10 protein-coding genes and 1 tRNA gene are annotated in these 22,963 nt (G+C 67.7%); 2 read left to right on the top strand and 9 right to left on the bottom strand.

Annotation, left to right across the window (positions count from 1 at the left end):
• Window positions 1-16: 16 nt before the first annotated feature.
• The 9 genes from LVJ94_08785 to LVJ94_08825 form a co-directional block, all read right to left on the bottom strand.
• Window positions 17-646: a hypothetical protein gene (locus LVJ94_08785; GenBank protein WXB07331.1), complete on the bottom strand. Its 630-nt coding sequence runs from the start codon at window positions 644-646 to the stop codon at window positions 17-19.
• 20 nt (window positions 647-666) lie between these two features.
• Window positions 667-1,866: a cytochrome P450 gene (locus tag LVJ94_08790; GenBank protein ID WXB07332.1), complete on the bottom strand. Its 1,200-nt coding sequence runs from the start codon at window positions 1,864-1,866 to the stop codon at window positions 667-669.
• Window positions 1,866-2,534 carry a glutathione S-transferase N-terminal domain-containing protein gene (locus LVJ94_08795; GenBank protein WXB10694.1) on the bottom strand — a complete coding sequence of 223 codons (669 nt, stop codon included), beginning with the start codon at window positions 2,532-2,534 and terminating at the stop codon, window positions 1,866-1,868. Before LVJ94_08795 ends, LVJ94_08790 begins: the two co-directional genes overlap by 1 nt.
• On the bottom strand, window positions 2,534-5,566 hold the full coding sequence (locus LVJ94_08800; protein WXB07333.1) for an acyltransferase domain-containing protein: 3,033 nt from the start codon (window positions 5,564-5,566) through the stop codon (window positions 2,534-2,536). Before LVJ94_08800 ends, LVJ94_08795 begins: the two co-directional genes overlap by 1 nt.
• Entirely contained in the window at window positions 5,563-16,416 is a 10,854-nt protein-coding gene (locus LVJ94_08805) for an SDR family NAD(P)-dependent oxidoreductase (protein WXB07334.1), read from the bottom strand. The genes LVJ94_08800 and LVJ94_08805 overlap by 4 nt, the downstream gene beginning before the upstream one ends.
• Window positions 16,417-16,834: 418 nt before the next feature.
• Window positions 16,835-16,907, bottom strand: a tRNA-Ala gene (locus tag LVJ94_08810).
• Window positions 16,908-17,006: 99 nt separating this feature from the next.
• Window positions 17,007-17,561: a hypothetical protein gene (locus LVJ94_08815; protein WXB07335.1), complete on the bottom strand. Its 555-nt coding sequence runs from the start codon at window positions 17,559-17,561 to the stop codon at window positions 17,007-17,009.
• Window positions 17,562-17,691: 130 nt separating this feature from the next.
• On the bottom strand, window positions 17,692-18,141 hold the full coding sequence (locus LVJ94_08820; protein ID WXB07336.1) for a response regulator: 450 nt from the start codon (window positions 18,139-18,141) through the stop codon (window positions 17,692-17,694).
• 75 nt (window positions 18,142-18,216) lie between these two features.
• Window positions 18,217-19,779: a 3,4-dehydroadipyl-CoA semialdehyde dehydrogenase gene (locus LVJ94_08825; GenBank protein WXB07337.1), complete on the bottom strand. Its 1,563-nt coding sequence runs from the start codon at window positions 19,777-19,779 to the stop codon at window positions 18,217-18,219.
• Between the two features lie 71 nt (window positions 19,780-19,850).
• Here LVJ94_08825 and boxC point away from each other — a divergent pair, with 71 nt between their 5' ends.
• Window positions 19,851-21,512: a 2,3-epoxybenzoyl-CoA dihydrolase gene (boxC, locus tag LVJ94_08830; protein WXB07338.1), complete on the top strand. Its 1,662-nt coding sequence runs from the start codon at window positions 19,851-19,853 to the stop codon at window positions 21,510-21,512.
• An 11-nt stretch (window positions 21,513-21,523) separates the two neighbouring features.
• Window positions 21,524-22,957, top strand: coding sequence for a benzoyl-CoA 2,3-epoxidase subunit BoxB (gene boxB, locus LVJ94_08835; GenBank protein ID WXB07339.1), 1,434 nt, complete (start codon window positions 21,524-21,526; stop codon window positions 22,955-22,957).
• The last annotated feature ends 6 nt before the right edge of the window (window positions 22,958-22,963 follow it).

Consider the following 22,963-nt stretch of genomic DNA (forward strand, 5'->3'; position numbering starts at 1 on the left):
CGCTCCCCAAGATCCTTCACGCCGTAATGCGGCGTACGACGATGGCCGCGTAGTCGCGGCTTGGCGCATCGGGATAGTAGTTCTCGATGACGTGATCTTCGTCCGGCACCACGAAATGGTGGGCCCGATACATCTCCAGGAATGGGTCCACCAGACAGCCGTTCAACCAGGTGAAAGCGTACTTCCGTGCATCGATATCGCCGAATCGGCGGCAGTATGCGTCGTAGCCGGGGATCTTCGCCCCGGCGACCACGTACGAGAGGCCCAAGTTCCGAGCGAGATCGGCCGACGTCTCCATCATGGCTTCGTAGACTGTGCCTCCTCGCGCCGTTTTTTTCAGGGAGCCCGCCGCGAGGTAGAGGGCGTTTGCCGTGCAACCATCGAGGACGTCCGGGTAATCGCCATGGTTGGTCACTTCGCCCCAGCTGCGCATCGCGGTGACGTGCGCCGGATCGTAGTGCATGGGAAAACTCATCAGCGTGCCGATCACGGCGCCGTCCCGTTCGAAAATGAGAAAGCCTGCGGGGAATTTTCGCAAGCGCGTCAGCATGCGCTCACGGCTGGCCCGTTGCGACGCCTCCCAGTCTCGTTCGACGAGCATGATCTCGTCGATATCCGTCTCCGTGGCTTGTCGTGCTCGCACCATGGCCGCTGCTCTTTCGTAGGTCACCAGGTCACCGGCAACCGGTTCAAACCGTGAATGAAGACGGCTTCGCGCCATCGCAAGGTCGAGGGATCCTCCGCGAATGCCAGCCCGGGGTACTCCCGCACGAGCACGTCCACGGCCACCGAGGCTTCCAGCCGCGCCAGCGGTGCCCCGAGGCAGAAGTGGGCTCCGAGCCCGAAGGCCAGATGCTTGTTCGGCGAGCGGGCGATATCGAAGCGCTCCGGCGCGTCGAACTGCTCGGGATCGTGGTTCGCCGAGAGCAACGACGCGACGACCTTTTCCCCCTCGGGGATGACATGCCCGCGCAATTCGGTATCCACGAGCGGGTACGCGCCGATGGTGTTCTTCACCGGCGGGCAATACCGCAGGACCTCCTCGATGGCCGAGTCGAGCAGCGCCGGCTCGGCGCGGAGCCGTGCGAGTTCAGCAGGGTGCTTCAACAGCGCCCAAACGCTGTTTCCAATGAGGTTGCCCGTGGTCTCGTACCCCGCGGCAATCAGCAGAAAGAGCATGCTCATGAGCTCGACCGCGGACAGGCGATCGCCCTGCTCCTCGGCTGCGATGAGCGCACTCGTGAGATCCTCGCAGGGCTCGGCGCGGCGGCGTTGAATGAACTCGGCCAGGTATTCCTGGAACTCCACGGCCATCCGTCGCAAGGACGCGAAGTCGGGTGGTGCGGCAAGGATGTTCGTCCACGCTTTGAACTGGGCTTGGTCCTCCAGGGGAACGCCGATCAACTCCGCCAGTACCGTGATGGGCAGGGCGAAGGCGAGCACCTCGAGCAGGTTCACGCTCCCCGAGCCGCGCGCTTCGTCGGCCTCGGCGAGCAGCCGACGGGCGCTCTCGGCGATGCGCGGCTGCATGTCCCGCATCCGGCGCGGCGTGAACGCTTTGGCCACCAACGAGCGCAAACGCGTATGCTCGGGCGGGTCGGCGAAGAGCATGTGTTTGTCCAGCGCGTCCAGCTCGGATACGCGGAAGTACATCTCGCGCGAGCGCGCGGACAATTTGCGCTTGTCCTTGCTGAATCGCGGATCTCGTAGCAATTCCACGACGTCGGCGTAGCGGGTCACGACCCACTCCGGGGCCTGCTGATGCGGGTCGAACAGGCGCACGATCGGGGCTTCCGCGCGCATCTGCGCGAGAATCGGCAACGGATCGTCGTGCGCTCGTTCGCCCCACAGATCGAAGCGATTCATCAGCTGTTCTCCACGCTGTCGAGAACCTTGCCGACCTTGGCCCAGGAAGGGCGCGTGCTGATCCGCTGCCACCAGGCGGCCATGTGCGGGCGCTCGGTGACCAGATCGCCGCCGTTCGATGCGAAGAGGTACTGCAGGTACGGCAGCCAACTCACCTCGGCCAGGCTGAAGGCGTTGCCGGCCAGGTACTCTTGTGTGGCGAGCGTGCGCTCGACGATGTCGAACGCCCGGGCCAGCTCACCGCGGGCTTGGGCGGCCTCGGCTTCGTTCGGTGGGGGCGGCAAGATGTCCACGGCCGGACTGCGCCGGATGATCTCGTAGACCGGTCCGCCGCGAACCAACGTCCATACCGGGCCGCTCACGTAGGATTGCTCCACGCTGATCCATTGCTCCATGAGGCCGTAGGCGCGGATGTCCGACGGCGTGAGGGAAGGCCCCGGAAGACGCCGATCCAGATAGCGCATGATGGCGCGCGATTCGTAGATCAAGAAGCCGTCGTCCTCGAGAACCGGCACCTCGCCGAACGGCTGCCGTTTCAGGTGCTCGGGCGATTTGTCCTCGCCTCGGATGACGCTCACCACGACCAGCTCCGCCTCGTGGCCTTTCTCCGCCAGCACCGTCAGCACTTTGTGCGAGCAAGCGCTCGTGTCCGTTCCGTAGACCTTCATCATCGCATCGTTGTCCTTTCTTCCTCCGGCGTGAGCCGCTCGAGCAGATACCGTGCAAGTGCCTTGGGCGTGGGGTGGTCGAAGGCCACCGTCGCAGGGAGCGCCTCGCCGGTGCGTGCGGAGAGTTCGTGCCGAACCTGCACGGCCATCAGCGAGTCGACGCCCAAGTCCATCAGCGGCCGATCCGTGGGAATCTCGTCCGGGGAGGCGAGTTGCAGCACGGTGGCGATGTCGATGCGCACGGCCCTCTCGATTTCGGCCTCGCGCTCGTGCGCGGGCAGCGCCCGGAGTCGGTCCACCCAGCGCCCGTCGTTCGCGCGCATGGGGTCGACGTCCGGTGCGCGGTCGAACCAATAAGGTTTGCGCTGCCAGGGGTAGGTCGGGAGCGTCACCACGGGCTGCGGCGTCGGGTGCAGCTTGCGGAAATCCACCGCGTGGCCGCGCGTGTACAGCGCGGCCAGCGCGCGGAGCATCTGCGGGAGCTCCGGTTCGTTGCGGCGCAGGGTGGGGACGACGTGCCCTTGGGCCGATTTGTCGGCCAGGCATTGCCGGAGGTTGCCCGACAGCACGGGATGGGGCCCCAGCTCGAGGAAATCGCGCGCGCCCGCGTCGATGGCCGCGTGGACCGCGTGGGCGAAGCGCACGGGCCGCCGCACGTTGTCGGCCCAATACGCGGCCGTGAGCTCCGTGCCGGTCAGGCGCGCGCCGGTCACCGTGCTGTACATCGCTCGCGTCGGGGCCTTTGGCACGAGACCGGCGAGCTCGCGCCCGAGCTCGTCGGCCAGCGGATCCATGATCGGCGAATGGAAGGCGTAGTGCCCATCCAGCTTTTTCGCGCGTGCGCCGAGCCGCTCCACGATGGCGTCCAGTTCCCGCTCGGGGCCGGATAGCACGATCGAACCGCCGTCGTTGATCGCGGCGATGGAGACCTTTTCGGGAAGATCGCCGAGCGCCCGCATCGCCTGTTCGGGGCTCGTGGCGATGGAGACCATCCGCCCCGATCCGGCGGCGCGCTGCATGATTCGACCGCGCACGACGGCGAGCCGCATGGCGTCCGGAAGGCTCAATGCACCGGCCACGCAGGCCGCGGCGACTTCGCCGGCGCTGTGGCCGATGACCGCACCGGGTTCGATTCCCCACGATGACAGCAGCGCGACCAACGCGATCTGGACGCCAAACAGGACGGGTTGCACGATCTCGGTTCGAGCGTCGCGTTCGTTCGTTGGTTCTTGCAGCTCGCGCGTCAATGAAAAGGGCGCATGCGCATCGCATTCCGCCAAGGCCGCGGCAAACACCGGCTGGCTTGCGAGGAGTTCACGCCCCATACCGATCCACTGCGCACCCTGTCCGGAGAACACGAAGGTCAGCGCGCCGGCGTCCGTGGCCTGCCCCGCCACCACACCGGGTGGCGTCTCCCCGCGCGCGAACGCGTCGGCCCATCGCGCGAATTGTTCGCACGAGCTCACCACGAACGCGGCCCGGTGTTCGTGGTGCTGGCGGCGAATCGCGGCGGTGTATGCCATCGCTCGAAGCCCGGGCCCCTTCGGCTCGAGAAAGGCCGGGTACGCGCCGGCCAATTCACGCAGCCCAGGGGCGGTTCGCGCCGAAATCGGCACGAGGACCACCGCAGGTTCCTCGGGTGTCGCGTCCTCGCGCGGAGCCTCTTCGACGATGACGTGGGCGTTCGTGCCGCTCATCCCGAACGAGCTCACCCCGGCGAGCCGCGGACGCGCGTCGCTTCGCACGGGCCATGGCACGGGCTTGGTCGGAAGGACGAAGGGGGTGCCTTGCAAGGAGATCCGCGGGTTGAGCGTGGTGAAGTGCAGATTGCCGGGGATGCTCTCGTGGCGCAGCGCCTGCACCACTTTGAGGAGGCCGGCGATTCCGGCGGCGGCCTCCAGGTGGCCGATGTTCGTCTTCAGCGCGCCCAACACGCACGGGGCATCGCCGGGACGCGGGGCGCCGAGCACCTCGATGAGGGCCTCGGCCTCGATGGGATCGCCGAGGGCGGTGCCCGTGCCGTGGGTTTCCACGTAGTCGATGTCGGTCGCGGCCACGCGCGCGTTGGTGAGGGCTTGCCGCAGCATCTCCTGCTGGGCGATGACGCTCGGCGCGGTGAGTCCTGCCGAGTGGCCGTCGGCGTTCACCGCCGAGCCGCGCAAGAGCGCGAGCACCCGATCGCCGTTGGCCTGCGCGTCGGACAGCCGCTTGAGCACCACCAGGCCACAGCCTTCACCGCGCACGAATCCATTGGCCCGCGCCTCGAAGCTGCGGCATCGGCCGTCTGGCGACAATGCCTGGAGATCGGCGACCATCTCGGTCGTCGATGGGTCCAGGATCAGGTTGACCCCGCCGGCAAGGGCCAGCGAGCTCTCGCCGTTGCGCAGGCTTTGCATGGCCAGGTGCACGGCGACCAACGACGACGAGCAGGCGGTATCCACCGTCATGCTCGGCCCTCGCAGGCCGAGGAAATACGACAGCCGTCCGGGCCCGAAGGCATGCGCAGTGCCCGTTCCCGCGTGCGCGTCGCGCGCTTTGGCACCCGCTGACGCGCCGAGGAGCAGGTAGTCGTTCGTGCTCATGCCCAGGAACACGCCCGTGGTGGTGCCGGCCAATCGCTGCGGAATGAGGCCGGCGTGCTCCAACGCCTCCCATGCCACCTCGAGCAGCAGCCGGTGCTGCGGATCGAGCTGGCAGGCCTCGCGCGGCGAGATCCCGAAGAACGCGGCGTCGAACCCTTCGACGTCGGACAGAAACGCGCCCCACCTTCCGGCCGCCGACACGGCGCTTCCCGCATGGCGCCGGTGGGCGGGCACTTCCGACACGGCGTCGACGCCGTCGCGAATCAGCCGCCAGAACGCTTCGGGATCGCGGGCGTCGCCGGGGAACCGGCACCCCATGCCGATCACCGCGATGGGCTCCGTTCGCTCTTTGCGCATTCGTTCCAGGCGCGCTTCCAGCTCCTGCAGTGCGGCGGCCGCCCGGACCAGCCGGGAACGGTACTTGGCCTCGATGTCCTCGAGCGTGTTCACTCTTCGGTTCCTCCTTCGATGCGGTCGAGTGAGCTGTCGAGCCGCGCCAGCAGCTCGTCCATGTCCACGTGGCCAACGTCCTCGCTCGGCGTCGGCGGTGGATGCCGTCCGAGTTTCTCCAGCAGCTGTCCGGTGAGGGCGGAGACCGTGGGGGAGGCGAACAGCAGCGTGACCGAGAGCCGAATGCCCAGCGAGGCTTCGAGCCGGTTGCGCAGCTCCAGGGCCATCAGCGAGTCCACGCCCATGCGGGTGAACGCCATGGATCGATCGATTCGGGCGGCATCGAGCTGCAGAATTCGGCCGAGGTGCTCGGTGACGAGCGACTCGACCAACGCCGAATGCGCTCCGGGATCGGCGGCCGCGAGCCGTTCCGCGAAGGCCTGATGCTGCGCGCGTTCGGGTTCGGCCACGACGTGGTCGGCGCGCTTCAGTTCCTCGAACAGCGGGGTTGCCGCGGCCGCGGGGTAGAACTCGAGCCATTGACGAAGATTCAGGTTCAGCACCGCCACGTGCGTCGCCTCGGTGCGCAGAAGTCGGCCGAGGATGGCGCTCCCCTGCGCGGGCGCGATCGTTCCGATCCCTCGTGAGGCGAGTCGGCTTCCCTCGGCCTCGCGATCGGCCATGATGCCCGCCTCGGCGAAGAGGCCCCAGTCGATGCACAGCGCGCGCTCGCCGATGCTCTTTCGGTAGCGGGCGAGGGCGCCGAGGAACGCATTGGCGGCGGCGTAGTTCGCTTGGCCGGGGGAGCCCAGCACGGCGGCCGCCGACGAGTACAAAACGAAGAAGTCCAAGCCCTTGCCGAGTGTTTGCGCGTGCAGATTCCACGCGCCCTGCACCTTGGGGGCAAGCACGCGATCGAACCGATTCGGGTCGAGCTCCAGCACCGTGCGATCGTCGAGCACCATGGCCGCGTGCACCACGCCCCGCAGCGGCGGCATGCGCGCGGCGATCGCATCGAGGACCCTGGCCACGTCCTCATGGCGTGTCACGTCCGCGCGCTCCACGCGCACCTCGACACCCGCGTGGCGGATCGCTTCGATGGCGGCGGATGCTTCGGGCGAAGCGTCCCGGCGGCCGAGGAGCACGATGTGCCGCGCGCCGCGCTCCGCCATCCACGCGGCCAACCCCAGGCCAAGTCCACCGAGTCCGCCCGTGATCAGGTAGGTCGCGTCGGCGCGCAGCTCGATCGCGTTGGCTTCTCGCAAGGGAGCGGGCCTCACCCATCGCGCGACGTGACGTCCGTCCGGGCGCAGGGCGATTTCATCGGCGCCGTCCGGCCCGAGCAACTCCGGCAGCAGCCGATCCGCCGCCTCCGACTCGCTCCATGCGGCGGCGAGATCCACGCGCGCGCAGCCGAATTCGGGATGCTCCATGGCCAACGTTCGAGCAAACCCCCACAACGGGGCCTGGGCCACCGATGGCCGCGCGGGATCGTGGGCTCCTTGCGTGACCAGCCAGAGTCGGGGCGTGTCTCGCCAGCCGCGACGCGTGATGGCGCGCACGAGCCCCAAGGTCCCCAGCGCGACCCGTCGCGCGTCGATGGCCAGTGTCTCCGCCGTGGTCTCCTCGAGCGATGCGCGGTCGAGGCTCCACAGATGCACGATTCCCGCGCAGGCGCGCCCGTTGACAAAGGAGTCCAGCACACGGTTCCATCCGTCGTCGTCCGCGGGCTCGGCGATGGACACGACCGCGCCGCCGCGCGCGATCAGGCGTGCGGCCAATGCTTCGCCCGTGCCGCCGCGGTCGGTCAGCACGAGCCATGTGCCCGCATCGTTCACCGTCGGCCGTGGCGGGTCGGCCGCGCGCCATACGAGTTCGTAGAACCAGTCTTCGGTGGGGTCGCGCTCGGCGAGCTTTCGCACCCTTAGCCCCTCGACTTCGGCGATCGCGCGGCCTTCTTCGTCGAGCACCATGAGATCGCCCATGTCGTCGGATCCAGGGCGCAGTTTGGCGTGGACCCAGAGACGGTCGCCCGGGCGGCGGTGCACCTGGAGGCGGCCAATGGCCACCGGTACCCGCGCCGAGGCACTCGGATCGGGGCGGCATTGCAGCACCAACCCACCGAAGACTTGGAAACACGCATCGAGCAGCGCCGGGTGAAACGCGTGCGAGCCCGGCTCCACCGAGAGCACCACGCGACCGATGGCCTCGTCGTCGCCGACCCACATTTGCTGCATGCCTTGGAACGCAGGGCCGTAGTCGATCGAGCGCGCGCGATGGCGGTCGTAGTGCTCGGCCGCCGGCACCTCGATCGGGCATCGGGCCCGCACCTGTTCGCTGGGCTCGAACGAAGGGGGCGCACCCACACGGTCCTGGGCGCGCAGAGAGCCCGTCGCGTAGCGTACCCAGTCGGACTCCGCGCCGGCGCGGTGAAACAGCTGGAACGGGATCTGCCCTTGGCGGGGTGGCTCCAGCTCGAGTTGAACGGCCTGCGTGGTGGTCAATGCCACCATTCGCTCGAAATCGATCTCCTCCAGCACGTGTGGGCCCGATCCGAGGGCTTTCAGCGCCGCATGCAGCACCATCTCCACGCACGCGGTGGCGGGTAGCACGGGCGCGCCGTTCACGCGGTGATCGGCCAAGTAGGACGGCGACCGTTCGTCGACCTCGCCCTCCCAGATTCGCAGACCCGGCTGACTGGCCACCGCGAAGGACTCGCCGAGCAGCGCGTGTCCACGGCGGGCGGGCGGAGGGGCCGTCTCGACCCAGTGCCGTTGCCGCTGCCAAGGATAAGTCGGCAAGGTTGCGCATGGGCCTCCTTGGGGATGGCGCGCGCGCCAGTCGATCGGTACGCCGCGGACGTGCAGCCCGGCGAGCGACTCCAGGAAGACCTGCCGCTCGCCGTGGTCGCGGCGAAGGGAAGGGTAGGTCGTCCCCACGACGTTGGGCTCGGCCATCACCTCGTGGATGGCCGGCAGCAGAATCGGATGCGGACTCAGTTCGATGAACGCGGTGGGGCCGCCCTCGAGTTGCTGCTGCACCGCTCGAGCGAAGAGCACCGGCGCGCGCAGGTTGCGCACCCAGTAGCCGGCATCGAGCTCGGCACCTCCGCAGGGCTGCCCCGTTACCGTGGAGTGCATCGGGATCGTGGCGGCGACCGGCACGATCTCGGACAGCGCATCGAACAAATCGTCGGTCAGCGGATCGACCTGCGGGCTGTGCGATGCGACCGACACCTTGATACGTCGGCCGAACACGCCCGCCTCCGTCAGCTTGGCCAGCACCTCGTCCAGCGCGCCCGCCTCCCCGGAGATCACGGTGGAGCGCGGGCTGTTGCTGGCCGCGACGGAAACCCGATCCGCGACGCCTGACAGCACACGCTCGGTTTCGGCGAGCGGCAGCTCCACGAGGGCCATGGCGCCGCGTCCGCTGATTCGGCCGAGCAACCGACTCCGGCGCGCGATGACGCGTGCCGCGTCCTCCAACGAGAGGGTTCCCGCCACGTGTGCGGCGGCCACCTCGCCCATGCTGTGCCCGATCACCGCGTCCGGTTCGACCCCCGCGGATCGCCATAGCGCCGCGAGGGCGATCTCCACCGCGAACAACACGGGCTGCACCACCTCGACATGGTCGAGCCGCGAGCGGCCTGGTTCCGCGTGCAGCTCGTCGATCACCGACCATCCCGTCTCGATCCGGAGCGCCGCATCGCCCTCTCGAAGCGCGGCGCGGAACGCCGGCTCGTGCGCGTACAGCTCACGGCCCATGCCGATCCATTGCGAGCCCTGACCGGGGAAGACGAACACCACCCGCGGCCGCGTTTCGGTCGCATGGCCGGTGACCACCCCGGCGGGCACCTCACCGCGCGACAGCGCCTCGGTTCGCTCGCGGAGCTCGTCGCGCGAGTTCACCACGAACGCCACCCGATGCTCGTGGTGCGTGCGGCGGAGGGTCGCCGTGGCAGCGATGTCCACGAGCCCCGACGGATGCCGGGCCAGCCATGATGGATAGACGCCCGCGAGTTCCCGCAGTGCGGTGTCCGTGCGCGCCGAGATGGGCACCACGACGGGCCCCTCGTTGGGCTCATCGTGCGCGGCAACCCGCTCCGGTGCCTCGGCCACGATCACGTGCGCGTTGGTGCCGCTGATGCCGAAGGAGCTCACCCCGGCGACCCGCGGCCGGCCGTCCCGTTTCGGCCATGGAATAGGAGCGGCGGGGACCAGGAACGCCGTCCGCGCGAGCGCGATCCTCGGATTCAGCGTTTGCAAATGCAGGTTCGCCGGGATGCATTCCTTCTGCATCGCCAGCACCGCCTTGATCACGCCGGCCACGCCCGCGGCGGCTTCCAAGTGCCCGATGTTCGTCTTCACCGCACCGAGCACGCAGTGCGAACCGTCGGCCCGAGGCTCGCCGAGTACCTCGGTCAGCGCTTCGACCTCGATCGGATCGCCGAGCGGTGTGCCCGTGCCATGGGTTTCCACGTACGCGATGTCTCGTGCTTCGACCTGGGCAGCGCTCAATGCTTGCCGGAGCAACGATTTTTGCGCGCTCGCATTGGGGGCGGTCAATCCCGCGGACCGTCCATCCGAGTTGACCGCCGAACCTCGGAGGATCGCCAGCACCGGATCGCCCTTCGCGAGTGCATCGGAGAGGCGCTCGAGCACGAGCACCCCGCATCCCTCGCCGCGCACGTAGCCATTGGCCATGGCGTCGAAGGTTCGGCATCGCCCGTCGGGCGAAAGCGCCCGGGATCCGGCCAGCATGTTGCTCATGTCGGGCGAGAGCATGAGGTTCACCCCGCCCGCCACGGCCAGCGTGCTCTCGCCGTTTCGCAGGCTCTGGCAGGCGAGGTGGATGGCCACGAGCGAGGACGAGCAGGCGGTGTCCACGGTCATGCTCGGCCCTTGCAGTCCGAGTTGGTACGAGAGCCGGCCGGCGGGAAAGGCGTGTCCGTTGCCGGTGACCGTGTAGATATCGCGGTCGGCCCGGGAAACCTTGTCGTAATCGGTGACGACGACGCCGACGAACACGCCCGTGCGTGAGCCGGTGAGCCCGTCCGGCGGCTGCCCCGCCCGTTCGAGCGCTTCCCAGGTAACCTCGAGCAACAAGCGCTGCTGCGGGTCCATGGCCTTGGCTTCGCGCGGCGAGATCCCGAAGAACTCGGCGTCGAACCCGTCGACGCCGGATAGAAAGGCGCCCCATCGGGCCGCGTCGTGCGCGGGGGCGGCCCATCGCTCGGCGGGCACTTCGGTGACCGCATCCACGCGGTCCTCCAAGAGCTGCCAGAACGCCTCCGGATCGGTGACGCCACCGGGAAGTCGGCAACCCATGCCCACGATGGCGATCGGCTCGGCCGGCGCATTCGCCGGGCGCGCCGGTTCGGATGCGGGGCGGTTTTCGGCATGCACCGGGCCGCTCTCCAGCCCCAATCGAGCGAGCAGGTATTGCGCAAGCTCGGCGATCGTCGAATACGTGAAGAGCAGCGCCACGGAGAGTCGGACCCCGAGGCTCGACTCCAGCCGGTTGCGCAGCTCGACGGCCATCAGCGACTCGAGCCCCATGTTTCGAAAGGGCGTTGCGCGGTGCAGCCGGGCGGAATCTTGCTGGAGCGTGAGCGAAAGCTGCCGCCGCAGATGCTCCTCCAGCAAGGCGCCCCGTTCCTCGGGCCGTGCGGCACGGATCGCGTCACGCGCACGGCCATCGTGCGGAGCCGTGGAGGCCAGCTCGGACAGCATCGGTATTCCAGCCGCGCTGGGGTGGGACTCGAACCAGTGCCTCGCATGGAGCGCGAGCACCGCCACGTGGGCCACGGGTGTGGAAAGAAGCCGCTCCAACACAGGCTCGGTTTCGGGGACCGAGCCCCAACCGATGCTGAGCGCGGGCAGACCCAGCGCGTGCCGGTGGTGAGCGAGGGCGTCCAGGAATGCCCCCGCCGCGGCATCGTCGGCGTGCCGTGGATCGCCCAGCAGCGCGGCGCCGCTCGAGTAGACGACGAAGAAGTCCAGCTCCATGCTTCGCGTGTGGGCATGCAGCTGCCATGCGCCCGTGCATCGATCCACCCAAGGGTCCGAGCTCGAGGCGTGCACCACGCCCCGCACTGCGGGCATGCTCCGGGCGATGTCGGCGAACATCTGCGCCACCTCGGTTTCGCGGGACGGGGCGTTCATGGCGACGATGTGCCGCGCGCCGCGATCCCGCATCCACGCGCTCAGCGACGCGGTCGTGGCGGTGTCATCGCCGGCGATGACGTACGTGCCGTCGTCCCGAAATGGAATCGCACGTTGGGCGCGCAGCACGCGGTTCGGCGGAGTCTGCACCATGCGGGCGACGTATCGGCCGTCCGCGCGCAGGGCGATGTCGGTCTCCCGATCCGCGCCGGTCAGCTCGCGAAGGAGCCGAATCGCGGTTTCCTCCTCGGTGGAGGCGGCGGGAAGATCGATTCGGGTGCAGCCCAATCGAGGATGCTCGAGCGCGATCGTGCGACCGGCGCCCCAGAGCGAGGCTTGCACCGGCGACACCGGCGGGAGAATGCTCGTCCCCACGGCCTGCGCGCCTCGGGTGATCAGCCAGAGGCGCGGTGCATCCCGCCACCCCTGCCGCGACAAGGCCTGCGCCAGGTCCTGCGCCGTCCCTACGGTTTGCTCGACGCCGGTCGCGTCCAAGCCCCAAAGATGCACGACGCCGGCCGGAGGCGGTCCGGAACCGAAGGACTCGCGCAGCACCGCGTCCATCGGCGCTTGCGTCTCGCCGGCATGCACCAGCACGCACCGGTCGCCCTGCGCTCGCAACTCGGCGGCCAGCGCTTCGCCCGTCCCGCCTCGATCGAGGAACAGCAGCCACGAGCGCGAGCGGGAAGGGGCGGCGGGCGGAAGATGCTCCTGCCGGCGCCAGTCGAGCGTGTACAGCCAGCCCGCGAGTGGATCCGGCTCGGGCACCTGCGGCGGCCGTCCCGGCGCCTCGAGCCAGTGCCGTTCGCGTTGCCACGGATACCTTGGCAAGGCCACGCGCCGTCCGGCCTCGCGGAACACGCCGCCGAACCGCACCTCGAGTCCTTGCGTGTACAAGGTACCCAGCGACTGCAACAGCGACGCGCGATCGTCCTGACCGCGCCGCAGCGACGGCACCGCGCGTCCGGTTTCTCCACGCCCTGCGAGGCACTGCTCCACGTTCTCGGACAGCACGGGGTGCGGGCCGATCTCCAGGAAAAGCCGGTGTCCCGCCGAAATGGCCGCGTCGGTCGCGTCGGCGAAGCGCACCGCACGGCGGATGTTCGCCGCCCAATACCCGGTGTCGAGCCGCTCGCCCGCGATCTCGGCGCCCGTGACCGTGCTGTAGATCGGCACGTCCGACGCGCGGCTCGCAACCACGCCCAGCGCGCGCGCCAGCTCGTCCTGATACGGCGCCATCTGGTCGCTATGGAAGGCATAGTCGACCCGCAGCTCGCGGCAGTGGATGCCGTCGCCGCGTAGCTTTTCCAGCAGCTCGGCCAATGCCTCTCGCTCGCCGGAGAGCACCACGGATTCGCGATCGTTGATCGCTGCAATGGCCAGTCGGTCTCCATCGACGTCGAGCCGTGCCCTCATGGCCTCTTCGGGAAGCTCGACGGCCGCCATGCCGCCGCGGCCAGCCGCACGGTGCATGCACGCACCGCGGAGGTGCACGATGCGGATGGCCTCCGCGAGGCTCAGGGCTCCGGCGACGTGCGCGGCCGCAACCTCGCCGACGCTATGCCCGATCACGGAAGATGGCGCGATGCCCCACGAGCGCCACAACGCGGCGAGCCCGATCTGGATCGCGAACAGCGTGGGCTGCGCCACCGCCGTATCGGCCAGGCGCGAGCCTTCCCGCGTCGTCGTCAGCTCGGCCAACAGCGACCACCCCGCCAGCGGTTCGAACAGATCGTCGCACGCCTGCACGGCCGCGCGGAAAACCGGCTCCGAATCCAACAGAGCGCGCCCCATGCCGGCCCATTGGGATCCCTGACCCGAGAAAACGAAGAGCACCTTCGTATCGGCCGCCGGTGGGGCAAACCCCACGGTGACGTTGGCCCGGCGATCGCCGTTGGCCAGGGCGCGGAGCGCGTCGGCCATGGCGTCGTGGGAGCTTCCGGTCACCGCGATGCGATGCTCGTGGTGGCTGCGCCGAGCTCCGGCCATATGAGCGATATCGCGAAGGGGGATACCATGTTGCTCGGGCAACCAATCGGCCAGCGAGCGCGCCGCCTCCATGGCCGCCGACTCGGACCGCGCGGAGAGCACCAGCAAGACCGGCGCGGAGTCCCTCTCCGGCGATACCGGTACGCCGCGGGCATACAGCGATCCCAACGAGTCGAGCAGCGCGGCGCGTCCGCGTTCGCCGCGCCGGAGTGATGCCAGCGTCGTGGCATCGATCGCACCGGCGCGCACGAGGCTCTGCTGCATGGCCTCCGTGAGGACCGGGTGCGGGTTCACATCGAGGAAAAGCTGGTATCCGTCGGCGAGCAGCGTCTCCACCGCGGCCGACAAATCCCATGGCGCGCGCTCGGTTCGAAGCCAATGCTCCGCGTCCAGCTCCGCGCCGTTTCTTCGTCCCCCGGTGACCGAGGAATAGAATGGGATTCGCCCTGCTCGCGGGTGCAAGCCGGTGAGCGCCTCCCGCAAATCGGCCAGCACGTCGTTGGTGTAAGGGCTGTGCGAGGCATAGTTGACGCGAATGAGCCCGCATCGGACGCGCCGCTCCGCGGCCCGGTCCATCATGTGCTGCAGCGCGGTTCGGTCGCCCGAGAGCACCGTCGAGCGTGGACCGGCGATGCCGGCGATCCAGACTCGGTCCGCGAAATCGCGCAGCATCCCGCGCGCATCCTCCGCCGACACGTCGAGCACGGCCATCGCGCCCTTGCCCGCGAGCCGGCTCGCGATGCGGCTGCGCACGCACATGAGGGTGGCAGCGCTCTCGAGATCCAGCGCGCCGGCGACATGGGCCGCGGTGACCTCGCCCATGCTCGTCCCGGCCACCGCATCCGGCTCGATTCCCCAGGATCGCCACAGTTCGGTCAGTGCCACCTGCATCGCAAAGATGGCCGGTTGGGCCACCTCGGTGGACTCCAGCCATGCCTCGTCCGGCCCGGCGAGCAGCTTCACCAACGAGCGCCCGAGGTGCGGCGCCATGATGGCATCGCAACGCACGAGCGCCGCCCGGAACACCGGCTCTTCGCGCAGCAGATCGGCGGCCATGGCCGGCCATTGCGAGCCTTGCCCGCCGAACACGAACGCGATCCGTGGCCGCGCGCCCCGCCCACTCGCGCGGTCCACCCTTGGCACCGTGCGAGCCAGCTCCTCGCGGTCGCGAACGGAAAGCGGCTCTTCGCCTCCTTCGAGCACGACGTGGCAGTTCGTCCCCCCGAAGCCGAACGCACTCACCCCCGCAAGCCGTCGGCCCTCGGCATCGCCCGGCCAATCCTCCAGCGCGCGTTGGACCTGAAGGCCCCAGTCGGCGAAGGGGATGTACGGATTGGGCTGCTCGAACCACGGACTCGGCGGGAGTGCGCGATGCCGCATGGCCAGCACGACCTTGATCAACCCCGCGATCCCCGCCGCCGCCTCGAGATGCCCGATGTTGGCCTTGACCGAGCCCAATCGCAGCGGTTGCTCGGCGGGTCGTCCGGCACCCAACACCGCGCTCAGTGCGCCCGCTTCAATCGGATCGCCGAGCCGCGTGCCCGTGCCATGTGCCTCGACGTATTGAACGCGGCCCGGGAGCACGTCCGCACGGGCATACGCGCTGCGCAGCACGTCTTCTTGTGCTTGCGGGTTGGGGGCGGTGAGACCGTTGCTCGCGCCATCGTTGTTCACCGCGCTGCCGCGGAGGATGCCTAGAATCGAATCGCCGTCGGCCAGGGCGAGCCGCAAGGGCTTCAGCACGACGACTCCGCCGCCCTCGCCACGGCCATAGCCATCGGCGCGTGCATCGAACGGTTTCGAGTGCCCATCCGGCGCGAGCGCGCCCAGTTTCGACAAGGCGATCATCGTGTCGGGCGCGAGCATCAGACTCACGCCGCCGACGATGGCCAATTCACATTCGCCGTCTCGCAGGCTCTGGGTCGCCAGATGCACCGCGACGAGCGACGACGAGCAGGCCGTGTTCACGTGCAGGCTCGGCCCGCGCAAACCGAGCGCATAGGACACGCGCGCAGGGATGATTCCCGGATCGCCACCGGCGAGGGTGTGCTGGGCAATCTGCTCCGGCGCGCCGCGAACTCCAGCGCCGTACTCGCTCCACATCGCCCCCACGAACACGCCGGTGCGGCTGCCGCGAAGTCCGCGCGGAGGGATCCCTGCGTCCTCCAGCGCCTCCCATGCAAGCTCCAACATCAGTCGCTGCTGCGGATCGACATGCGCGGCCTCGCGCGGTGAAATATCGAAAAACTCCGCATCGAATCCATCGATCCGATCGAGAAACCCGCCCTTGCACGCGCTCGCGCGTCCGGGCGCGGCGGGATCCGGATCGTAGACGGCGTCACGGTCCCATCGATCGGCGGGCACGTCGGTGATGGCATCCCGTCCATCTCGGAGCAGCCGCCAGAACGCCTCGGGGCCATCGGCTCCCGGAAAGCGGCACGCGAGGCCGATGATCGCGATGGGTTCGCGCCCCGTGCGCTCGCCGGCGTGCACGGGATCCGCGGTGTGGGGAGCGGGCGCTCCACCGAGATGCTCGGCCAGCGCGCGCGCCGTCGGGTATTTCCATATCAGCGTAGGAGAAATGGGTCTTCCCAGTAGCTGGGCCAACTCGTCGGCCAACGCGGTCAGCCCGCGTGAATCGATGCCGTAACGTGTGAATGGGTCGTGGCTGCCGATCGAATCGAGGGAAAGATGGCAGAGCGCTGCGAGGCGTGCGACGAGCCAGTCCTGGATCTCGCGGGGTGTCCAGAGCCGCATGTGAGGGACTTCTTGTTTCGGTTTGCGTGGATGGAAGCGGGAGATCACACCGTCGACCGGTGGCCGCTGCCCTCGAAACGGCGTGCCGTGTGGGAGCGACATCGGCAATGCTTAGTTCCGAGAACACGCGCCGAGTAGTCGCTCGGAGGGTGATTTGGCAATCGAGAGGCGACTTATGGAGCCAAATTGGCGCGTGCCGCGGCAATTTTCCATTTCGACGCGCCACGCACGGCGTCCTGGGAATTCGCAGTTCCCAGTGCGGCTCTGCTCCTGCGCAACCCCAGTGAGGAATCGCACGGGTTCGCGCGGACCTCTCCGAGCTACGGCTCACGTTCCACGCATCGAGCTGCGTTGCTCGAACGGGTGCACGTGTTTCAACGATCCCACAGCATCGCGTTGCGCGACGCGGTTACGGTTGTGGAGCCGAGGGGGATCGAACCCCTGACCTCATCCATGCCATGGATGCGCTCTCCCAGCTGAGCTACGGCCCCTTAGGTGGAGGCGTCATCTACTGCGATGCGGGCTTCTTGTCTACTCCCTCCTGAAGGAAGCTCACAAAAAGGCCGCTGACCCCCCATTTTTCCCGCAGTTTACTTCGCGTCCTTCGGGGCCGCGATGTCGACCTCCCAGGTCACGGTGGCGTCGCCGCCGGCCCACGGCGGGTAGATTAAGTTGGCGAACGCCTGCGTAGCGCAGCGCCCGGTTGGCTTTCCCTCGAACGGGGCGCCGATGGTGGCCCCCTTGGAGCGGCCGTTGTGGCCGAGGTTCACGGTCACCGAGGTCTTGCCCCACGGTCCCGCGGCCTTGCCGTTTTCGTCCTTTGCCGAACCGCAGTTGTCTTTCACCTGGCGGGCCGCACGCCGCAAGACGACCTCCGTCGCCTCCTTGTCGTACGAGTCCGTCCGCCGCTGCGAAGGACCCGCTGCGGGCGCCGCAGGAGCGGCCGCGGGCTTCGTGCCATCGGCCGCGGCCACGGGGGGCGGTGCCGACGACGAGAACTGCGGATGCCGCGCGCTGTCCGCGGATTCCGACGAATCATCCCATTTGGGGGCGGGCTCCGACGAGGCCGACGACGTCGAGGCACTCGAACCCGAGGAAGGATCCGTCGCCGGTTTCGACGATCCCCCGCACGCTGCGGTGCCCACCCCAAGACACAGCGTGATCCACAAATATGTCTGCCGCATAGAGCAAATTCTGAAACACAATTTTGCGTAATTCAAATAAAGCGAAATTCTGTCTCGGAATTTGCTCGAATCCGCTGTCCTTATAAAAGTACTAACTCGACTTGTCTTCTGCGTCTTTGGCGCGCTTGAGGCTAATCACCTTCAGCACGGCGGCCAGCAGATCGCCCAATGGACACGGTTTCGTCAGATAGGCGTCGCAGCCACGGTCGATCGCGTCACGCCAGTGCTCCGGATAAGCTTGGCCGGTGACCACGATGACCGGAACGGTTTGGCTTGGGTCGGCATCGCGGAGACGTCGCAACATCTCCCGCCCATCCATCACCGGCAGTGAAATATCGAGCACGATGAGATCCGGTCGGAGCGCCAGCGCGCGCTCGAGCCCCTCGGCGCCGTTGCTGGCCTCGGTCACGCGAAAGCCCGCACGTGTCAGGAACGCGGCGTACAGCGCGCGGCTGTCCTCGTTGTCCTCGACGCAAAGGATGAGAGGCCGGCGTTGCGTCCGAGGCTCCGGACGGCGTGGAATGGGCGTCGCATCGTTCATATAGGGATCTCCTACAGGCCCCAGGGGAGAACCTTGAACCCTCGAAGCTCGATCGCAAGCTCCTCCGCGCGAGCTTTACGCTTTCTCTTCACGCTGTCCTGAGATCATCTCGAGCAACGCTCGGTCACCCTGCAAGGCGACGCGTTGCATGTAGAAGGCCAATCCGCGACGACCGCCAAGCTCTTCACCGCTGCCCGCGCGCCCCGGTCCACCGTGAACGAGCGGAGCCAGTACGGTGCCCGGCGGCACGGCCTGCGCCGCGATTTTCGACGAACCGACGGTGACACGGCCATGGTACGGCGCAATGCCGAGCACCGCGGAACGCACGAAGGCCTTGTCGTCCGAATAGACGCTCGACACCAGACCACCCCCACCGGCCGCCACCCACTTCACGGCATCGGCCGCGTCCGAATACGGCATCACCGTGGCGACGGGCCCGAAGACCTCGTGGTTGTGCACTGCATCACCCGGATCGGGCCGCTCGGCGTGAAGCAACACGGGGCTGATGAAGTAGCCCTTCTCATGCAAAGGATCCGCGCTTCCGAACACGGCTTTACCATGGCCCGCGAGCTTGGCGACGCCGGCGCGGACGTCCGCCAATTGTTGCGCCGTCGCAAGGGGGCCCATGCCCACGTCCTCGCGGGAAGGGTCGCCCACCTTGATGTCCGCGAGCCGTTCACGCAGCCGCTCGAGCACCGTGGCCACCTTGTCCGCGGGCACGTACACGCGCCGGATGGCCGTGCATTTTTGCCCCGTCTTTTGGGTCATGTCGCGCACGACGTCGCCGACGAAGAGGTTCATCACCTCCGAGTCGTCGCCCACGTCGGGGCCGAGCACCGCGGCATTGAGGCTGTCGGCCTCCACGTTGATCCGCACGGAGTGCTCGCGCACCGCGTGCTCGGCCCGCAGGTGCGAACCGGTCGTTCCCGCGCCCGTGAAGGCGAGGACGTCTTGCCCACGCAGGTGCTTCAAGAGATCGCCCGGGCTGCCGGCAATGAAGGAAAGCGCCCCCGCGGGTAGCAGCTTTTCCTCGACCCAGAGCCGCACGATGCGGTGCGACACCAGCGCAGTGCTCGAGGCGGGCTTGCTCACGACCGGCACCCCCGCACAGAGCGCCACGGCGGCTTTTTCGGCGAGGCCCCACGCGGGGAAGTTGAAGGCATTGATGTGCACGGCCACGCCCTCGCGCGGCACGGAGATGTGCGCACCGACCAAGCGCGGGCTTCGGCCGAGTGGAAGGGCGACCCCGTCGAGCAGCACGGTGCCGTTCGGTGCCTCCTTCGCAAGCTCCGCGGCCACGTCGGCGTAGGCCGCCAAGGTGAGCGACGCCCCGTCGATGTCGAACTTCGCATCCCCGCGCGTGTTGCCGCCGTTCTCGATGGCCAGTCCGATGAGCTCGTCCCGGTGGGCGTGGATGCACCGCGACAAAGCGCGCAGCATCTCACCCCGCGCCGCAAAGCTCATGGCTCGCAACGCGGGCCCGCCCACATCGCGTGCGTGCGCGAGGGCGGCTCCAAAATCGAGACCCTCGGTATTGGACGTCGCGATGGGGGCTTCCGTCGACGGATTGACGAGCGTGGTCGCACGTCCGCTTCCTCGTACCCAGGCGCCTTGCAGATAGCTTTCGAGCTCGATCATAAGCGGACTGTCCGCCGTCTTTCGCTTCAGAGCAAGACTCTCATCGCGGCATCGGGTACGGTTTGGGGGCTATGGCCGACGCCCTTCACGCAGCCGTCACGAGTCCGGTCCGATTCGAAACCCATCCCGATCGCTACCGTCATTGGCAACTCAGCTTTCCGGCGGAGCACGGCGGTGCCGTCGCGCGGCTCGCCATGAATGTCAAAGAGGACGGCGGCGGCGACTACGTCTTGAAGCTCAACTCGTACGACCTGGGGGTCGACATTGAGCTGGCCGATGCCCTGCAGCGCATTCGCTTCGAACATCCGGCCGTCAAAGCGCTGGTCATCACCAGCACGAAGGACCGTATTTTCTCGTCCGGCGCGAACATTTACATGTTGGGAAGCTCCACCCACGCCTTCAAAGTGAACTTCTGCAAGTTCACCAACGAGACGAGGCTCTACCTCGAGGAGATGAGCGCCGAGACCGGCGTCTCCAGCGTCGCCGCGGTCAATGGCACCGCCTCCGGGGGAGGTTACGAGCTGGCGCTGGCGTGTGACTCCATCGTCCTACAGGACGACGGCTCGTCGGCCGTGAGCCTGCCCGAGGCGCCGTTGCTCGCGGTGCTTCCGGGCACGGGCGGGCTGACGCGCCTCGTCGACAAGCGCAAGGTCCGGCGCGATCTGGCGGACGTCTTCTCCACGTTGGCCGAGGGCATTCGCGGCAAGCGCGCCGTCGCGTGGAACCTCGTCGATGAATCGCCCTCGCGTTCGCAGTTCGATGCGGCGGTGAAGACGCGTACGGATGCCTTCATCGCGGCCTCGAAGCGCAAGGCGCACCCGCCCATCGCGCTCACGCCGCTCGAGGCGAACCGCACCGACAACGGTGTAGACTACAAGTATGTCTCGCTCGCCCTCGATCGCGCCGCGCGCACGGCGACGTTGATCGTGCGCGGGCCGGCCGGTGTGCAACCGGGCACGCCGGACGAACTCGCCAAGGCCGGCGCCGACGCGTGGATCCTTCGCGCCTTCCGCGAGCTTGACGATGCGTTGCTCGACCTGCGCTTCAACCAGCCCGACATTGGCGTCATTGCCCTGAAGACCGAGGGCGATCCCGCCGCGGTGCTCGCCGTCGATGCGTTCTTGCACGCGCACCGGGAAGATCCCTTGGTGCGCGAGGTCACCTTGCTCGTGCGCCGCGTTCTCAAGCGGCTCGATCTGTCGGCGAAGACGTTCTTCGCCTTGGTGGAACCCGGGTCGTGCTTCGCGGGCACCTTGCTCGAGCTCGCCCTGGCCTCGGACCGCGTCTACATGCTCGATGACGATGGCGTCGCGCTGCACACCTCGAAGCTCAATGCCGGGGCGTACCCCATGTCGAACGGTCTCTCGCGCCTCGAATCGCGGTTTCTTCGCGAGCCCTCGCGGGTGGCGCGCGTTCTGGAGAGAACGGAGCCCTTCGACACGAAGGTGGCCCTCGACGAGGGGCTCGTCACGTTCGCCCCGGACGACCTCGATTGGGAGGACGAAATCCGCATCGCCTTCGAAGAGCGCGCCAGCTATTCACCCGACGCGCTCACCGGCATGGAGGCAAGTCTTCGCTTCGCCGGGCCGGAGACGCTGGAGACTAAGATTTTCGGCCGTCTCACCGCATGGCAGAACTGGATCTTCCAGCGTCCCAACGCCGTCGGTCAACGCGGCGCACTCACCCTTTACGGAAGTCCCGAGCGCCCCGAATTCGATTTTCGCCGTACTTGATGGAGCGTGTCATGACCACTGCGATCAGCGACGAGAAAATCCCGAACAACGTCAACCTATCCAGCGACCGCAAGCTCCAGCGCGCCCTGGAGGCGTGGCAGCCGAACTTCGTCTCGTGGTGGAAAGAGATGGGGCCGTACGGCTTCCAGACGGACGACGTGTACCTGCGCACGGCGATCAGCGTCGAGTCCGACGGGTGGGCGCATTTCAATTACGTGAAAATGCCCGACTACCGTTGGGGCATCTTCCTCGCGCCCGCGGTGCCGGACCGCACCATCGGCTTCGGCGACAACCTCGGCGATCCGGTTTGGCAGCAGGTCCCCGGAGAGCACCGCAATACGCTGCGGCGCCTCATCGTGACCCAGGGCGATACCGAGCCGGCCAGCGTCGAGCAGCAGCGCATGCTCGGGCACACCTGTCCAAGCGTGTACGATCTGCGCAATCTGTTCCAGGTGAACGTCGAGGAAGGCCGCCACCTCTGGGCGATGGTCTACCTCCTTCATTCGTACTTCGGACGCGACGGCCGTGAGGAGGCCGAGGCACTGCTCATGCGCCGCAGCGGCGATCGCGATACGCCGCGCATCCTGGGCGCCTTCAACGAGCCTTGCACCGACTGGCTCTCGTTCTTCATGTTCACCTTTTTCACGGACCGTGACGGCAAATTCCAGCTTCTCGCCCTGGCGGAGAGCGCGTTCGATCCGCTATCGCGCACCACGCGCTTCATGCTCACCGAGGAAGCGCACCACATGTTCGTGGGCGAGACCGGCGTCGGGCGCATCGTCGAGCGCACCGCGGAGCTCATGGAGAAGAACAAGGTGACCCACCCCGACGACGTGCGAAAGCTCGGGGCCATCGACCTTCCGACGATGCAGCGGTATTTGAACCTTTGGTATTCGCTGTCGCTCGATTTGTTCGGCGGCGAGATCTCGTCGAATGCCGCATCGTTCTTCGCCACGGGCCTCAAAGGGCGCGCCAAAGAAGACAAATACGAAGACCACCGCGCGCTCGACGCTTCGTACGCGGTCGACGTGGTCAAAGACGCCGCGGTGACCACCGAGCAGGTGCCCCTGCGCAACGCGATGAACGAGATCCTCCGCGACGAGTACGTCGTCGACTGCCAGCGCGGCCTGGACAAGTGGAACCGGCAGCTTGCCGCCCACGGCGTGGAGTTCAAATTCGAACTACCGAACCGCCGTTTCCATCGCCACATCGGTATTTATTCGGACGTCAGCGCCGACCCGTCGGGAAAACTGATCTCCGCGGCCGATTTCGCGGCGCGCCGCGACGATTGGCTTCCGAGCGAAAAGGACAAAGAGTACGTCCGCAGCTTGATGCAGCACCCCATCTTCGATCCGAAGCAAATGGCCAATTGGATCTCGGCCCCCAAGCAGGGCATCAAGGGGCGCCCGGTCGACTTCGAATACGTCCGGCGCTGCGAAGGTTAGAAGAAG

The sequence above is a fragment of the Sorangiineae bacterium MSr11367 genome, assembly GCA_037157805.1.
Lineage (GTDB): Bacteria > Myxococcota_A > Polyangia > Polyangiales > Polyangiaceae > Pendulispora > Pendulispora rubella.